The organism is Hymenobacter coccineus, assembly GCF_001816125.1.
GTDB lineage: Bacteria > Bacteroidota > Bacteroidia > Cytophagales > Hymenobacteraceae > Hymenobacter > Hymenobacter coccineus.
The window spans coordinates 1-3,817 of the sequence record NZ_MDZA01000197.1 but is presented as its reverse complement, the minus strand read 5'-3'; the positions used below and the strand labels follow the sequence as shown (position 1 = coordinate 3,817).

The 3,817-nt window shown below is 64.0% G+C and carries 2 protein-coding genes; both read left to right on the top strand.

What is annotated here, in order from left to right:
* Nucleotides 1-743 precede the first annotated feature (743 nt).
* The gene (locus tag BEN49_RS12195) at nt 744-3,215 is read left to right on the top strand and encodes a TonB-dependent receptor (RefSeq protein WP_083326037.1); all 2,472 of its coding nucleotides are present in this window, start codon (nt 744-746) and stop codon (nt 3,213-3,215) included.
* Nucleotides 3,216-3,392: 177 nt separating this feature from the next.
* Nucleotides 3,393-3,817, top strand: a 425-nt coding sequence (locus tag BEN49_RS26905) for a PepSY-associated TM helix domain-containing protein (protein ID WP_193415799.1), incomplete at its 3' end; no start/stop codon positions are given.

Sequence of the window (3,817 nt, the reverse complement as noted above, 5' to 3'; positions counted from 1 at the left end):
TCGATGGGCCCCGCCTGCGTGCCGACGCCGAGGCCCGGTGCAGCCCCGCTGCCGTGGGCGCGGCCTTCTGGGCCCTGTACCGGGAGGTAGTGGTGTAGCCCGAAGGCGCCTTCGGCCTGCTGGTAGCGCCCGACGACGAGACCGCCCTGGCCGGGGCCCTGGCCGAAGTGCTGGCCCACCCCGGGCAGTTCGATGGGCCCCGCCTGCGTGCCGACGCCGAGGCCCGGTGCAGCCCCGCTGCCGTGGGCGCGGCCTTCTGGGCCCTGTACCGGGAGGTAGTGGTGTAGCGCAGTTTAGGGGCCCGAACAGGAATGTATTAGGGGCGACGAGTGAACGAAAAGAGGCCGTCATGGTGAGCACAGCCGAAGCATCCCCACCGCACAACTGACCCCAATCGCCGGGACTACTTGCGCGGTGGAGATGCTTCGGCTGCGCTCACCATGACAAGCCTTTTCTGGCTTACCTATGCACGTAGGGGGTATAAGAGCTGCTTTTGAAGCAGTAGGGGCGCGTGGCGCGAAGCCATCGTGGGTGGGTAGGCGGTATGAGTCCGGCGACTTTTTCCGTTGTCGGGCCACTTTTAATAGGTTCTGGGGCCCTGTTTTTTAGTGAGAGTGGCCCGACGAAGCCCTTCGGGCAATTCGCCGGACCACCCCGTTTGGCAACATCGCTAAATATTATTTGGAATGTATCTAAACAGTGGCCTAGTTTTGTCAAAGTTTCGAATCATTCTAAATAAGCTGATGCGCCAACTTCTACTCCTGACGGTAGCCGCTACTTCCTTCCTGCCGGCCCTGGCGCAAGCCCAGGCCCCGGCCGGGGCCCTAACCGGCCCCATGCGCCAGCGGCCGGGTACCATCAAGGGCATCATCCGCACCCGCGACGGCCAGCCGGCGGCCTTCGTGAGCGTGGGCATCCCCAAGTCGGGCAAGGGCGCCAACACGGCCGAGGACGGCTCGTTTCAGCTAACGGGCGTCGCGCCGGGGCCCCAGGTGCTGCAAGTTTCGTGCGTGGGCCTGCAGCCGCAGCAGCAAACCGTGACGGTGGAGGCTGGCCAAACCACCCGGGCCGACTTTGCGCTGACGGAAAACGCGGCGCAGCTCCAGGAAATAATCGTGACCGGCGCCCGTGTCGTCAACCGCCCGGCCTCGGCCAGCAAGTCCGACATCGCGCCGCTCGATTTGCCCCAGAGCATCGGGGTGGTGACGAGCACCGTCATTGCCGACCAGCAGGTGAACCGCCTCGGCGACGTGCTCAAGAACGTGAGCGGCGTGTCGCTCACGCAGCAGCGCGGCGGGGTGGCCGAAACGTTTTCGGCGCGCGGCTACAGCATCGGCGTGGGCGGGGCGGGCGGCAGCATTTTCAAAAACGGGCTGATTTCCAACACCCAGGGCTTCCCCGACGCCAGTACGTTGGAGTCGGTGGAGGTGCTGAAGGGCGCGGCGGCGCTGCTCTACGGCAACGTGTCGGGTGGCCTCATCATCAACATGGTAACCAAAAAGCCGCGCTACGTGTGGGGCGGCTCGGTGGAGATGCGCGCCGGCAGCTACGGCTTTTATAAGCCGATTGTGGACGTGTACGGGCCACTCACCAAAAAGCTGGCCTTCCGGGTGGTGGGTACCTACGAAAACGCCCAGAGCTACCGCGACGTGGTCACGCAGAAGCGCTTCTACGTGAACCCCTCGCTGCTGTACAAATTCAGCGACAAAACCGAGCTGCTGGTGCAGGGCGACTACCTGCGCTCCAACATTACGCCCGACGCGGGGGTGGGCGTCGTCAACCTGAACGCGGAGCCACAATTCCTGCCCACCACGCCGCGCGCGCGCTTCATCAACATGAATTGGGCCTACAACGTGACCGACCAGGCCAGCGGCTCGGCGGTGCTCACGCACCGCTTTTCGGAGCAGTGGCGGCTGAGCGCCATTGCGGGGGTGCAGGATACCCGCGTGCGCGGCTTCGGGGCGGCGGTGCCCAACAACGCCATTGCCGCCAACGGCGACTACACCCGCAGCCTGAGCGCCGTGGGCACCAGTGAGCGTGACTACAACGGCCAGCTGAACCTGAACGGCAAGTTCGCCACCGGGCCCCTGCGCCACCAACTGCTGGTGGGCGGCGACGCGCTGCGCATCAGCACCACCAGCGCGGCCTTCAAGTACCAGGGTGCCAACGGAAAAGTCGGCACTGCCTACGATGTTATCAACATCCTGGACCGCGCGAAATACACGGAGCGCACCGACGTGCCGGCCGTGCTGGACACGGCGCGCACCACCTCGCCTTCGTACCGCTTCGGGACCTATGTGCAGGATTTAATCACGCTCACGCCCCGGTTCAAGGTGCTGGCCGGCGTGCGCTACTCGTACCAGAACACGCAGCAAACCAGCATCTTCAACCAGGACAAGCAGCGGGAGCGCGGCGGCCCGGCGGCCAATAAGGTTGACAAGGCCTTTTCGCCCAAAGCGGCGCTGATTTACCAGCCGCTGCCCCTGCTGTCGGTCTACGGTAGCTACGCCAACAACTTCATCGTCAACACGGGAACGGATGTTTACCTGCAAAACCTGTCGCCCTCGCTGGTGAACCAGTACGAGGCCGGCGTGAAGAGCGAGCTGCTGGGCAGCCGCCTGTTTGCCAACCTGAGCGTGTACCGCTACCGCAACAACAATTTTGCCCAAATTGCGCCGCTGGACCAGTACGGCCAGCCCAACGGCAACACCAATCTCAAGGAGCTGAGCGGCGAAACCACCAGCGACGGCGTGGACCTTGACGTGAGCGGCAGCTTCTCGCAAAACTTCTACTTCAACGCGGGCTACGCCCATAATTTCATGCGCTACACCAACGCGGGCACCGCCAAGGGCAGCCCCGTCAACGGCGAGCGCCTGACCAACAACCCCGCTAACACCGCCAACGCCGCCATTTTCTATACCTTCGACCGGCCCGGCCTGCGCGGCCTAAAAATCGGGGCCTCAGCTTTCTACACCGGCCAACGCCTGGGCGGTAACAACAACACCGTGGGCCAGGACGGCGGCTTCAACCGCACCATCGCCCTGCCCGGCTTCACCACGCTGGACCTCTCGGCCGGCTACGCCTACCAGCACTTCTCCATCCTGGCTAAGCTTTCCAACGTCACCAACGAGCTGAATTACCTGGTGCACGACCGCTACAGCATCAACCCCATCCCGCCCCGCCAGTTCCTGGCCACGGTGGGCTACCACTTCTAGGGCGACGAATGTGGGCGGCGCTTGCTTGATTACGGGCTGTAGCGCGGACTTTGTAGTCCGCGGCTCTGAACGGTCGCCCAACGATTAATCGGCAGGACGAAGCGAAAGCCGCGGACTGCAAAGTCCGCGCTACAGCGCTGATTACAAGCTATATTATCTGCTGAGAACTCGTCCTCCATGAAAGTATTCTTCCGCCGCATTCACTTGTACCTCGGGCTAGCTTCGGGTCTTTTCCTGGTAATGGTGTGCCTCACGGGCTCCGTGCTGGTATTTGAGCAGGAGCTGGAGCACCTCTGGCACCCCGCGCGCTACTACGTGGCGGCCGGGGGCCCCCGCCTATCGCTGGCCCAGCTCACCGCTGCTGTGCAGGCCGCCAAGCCCAAGGCCAAAGTCAGCAGCTTCAAAATCTACGCCGACCCCACCCGCACCTTGGAAGTGAACCTGGCCGGCAGCGGCAATAAAGGCAGCAACAAAGGCAGCGGCAAAGACGAAAGCCGCGGTGCAGTGGCCAGCGAGGGCCCCCGCGGCGCGCAAGGGCAAGGCGAAGGCAGGGCCGAGGGGCCGCAACCCCGCCGAAGCCCCCGGGCCCCCAAAAAGTGGGG